The organism is Kribbella catacumbae DSM 19601, from assembly GCF_000372465.1.
GTDB classification, from domain to species: domain Bacteria; phylum Actinomycetota; class Actinomycetes; order Propionibacteriales; family Kribbellaceae; genus Kribbella; species Kribbella catacumbae.
In genome coordinates, this window is record NZ_AQUZ01000141.1 from 1 (window position 1) to 1,298 (window position 1,298).

1 protein-coding gene is annotated in these 1,298 nt (G+C 64.0%); it reads right to left on the minus strand.

Features of this window, described 5'->3' with window-relative positions:
• Nucleotides 1-48: 48 nt before the first annotated feature.
• Nucleotides 49-426: a recombinase family protein gene (locus tag A3ES_RS0145610; RefSeq protein ID WP_020393492.1), complete on the minus strand. Its 378-nt coding sequence runs from the start codon at nucleotides 424-426 to the stop codon at nucleotides 49-51.
• Nucleotides 427-1,298: the final 872 nt, after the last annotated feature.

Below are 1,298 nucleotides of genomic sequence, written 5' to 3' on the forward strand. Positions count from 1 at the left end.
CCCGACAGGGCGCCCCGGTCCGACCCAACCCAGCCGCAAACGAGGTCGCTAGGCGCTGGTCCTGCTGGCGCGGTGACGTTCGAGGACTCGGTACACGGTGGGCCGGGAGATAGTGTAGAGCTCGGCCAGCTCGGTGATGTTGTGTTCGCCGGCGGCGTGCAGCTGCACGCCGTGGATCTGCTGACGGGTGGTGAGCTTGGGCTGCTTGCCGCGCAGCTTGCCCTTCGACTTGGCGATCGCCATGCCTTCTCCGGTCCGCAGCCGCAGCAGGTCGACTTCGAATTCGGCGAAGGTGGCCAGGATGTTGAAGAACGTCTTGCCCATCGGGTCGGCCGGGACGCCGAGCTCGAGCAGAGCCTGGCGCTGGGCTGTGAGGTCTTGTTTGTCAGTGGAGCAGCGGGCATAGCCGATCCGGATCGCGGGCATGACCCGAAAGCGTACGGATAGCCCCCGACAGTGAGACAAGTCAGCGGACACCCTTACTGAGACAACCGTCTACGCTCACCGCCGTCGGGGAAATGAAACCGACGGTGGTGTCCGTTGAGGGTTCGTCTAACGGACAAAGTCGTGTCCGGTTCACCGGACACACTCGCCCGCGAGGTAGTCAGGGTGTCGTACGGCGATTGTCAGGCCCCGATCTACTTTGCGGCTGGGAGCAACTTCGGGAGTTCTTGGCCGCGAAGCAGCATCGGGGCCATCCTCGCCGCAACTAGCGCGGCCGCTTCTCCAGGCGCGGACGACCTATCCGCTGATTATCGACAACTGCGGTCTGAAGGACCATCTGTTGCGATCACGGGCGGAGCGGGCGCGCCGACTTGCCTCTTCTCCTGGCTTCTGTGGCAAGGGTTCACCCAGTCCTGAGGTCCAGCCCGACGATGCTATTTATAGCCCAGTCCGCGTAGACGGACCTCATGCCTTTGTAGCAGGGGCCGTTGAATCCAGGATGTCGGGTCGCTTGACAGCTCGGCGCTGCGAGACCGTATCTCTGTGATGCGAAACCGGCGACATAAAAGTAGCCATTAGAGTCCGAGCGGATGACCGGGCTCCCGGAATCTCCTACCTGGACCGAGCCGGCGGTGCTTGCGTACTTCTGCTCCGAGATGAAGCCGGGGCCCACCGTGTAGCCGGACGCCGGGCCGTCGCCCGCCCAGAACACACCGCGATGGCGAACGACCAGGACGGGACTGTTTCCATCGGCGCCGCCGGAGGTTGTCCCGGTCTTCGTGGAACTTGAGGTGGCGGTCCCCCACCTGAGGCCTGCCTGGTGGTAGGTCTCGGGTGAACGACCAAGAACACCC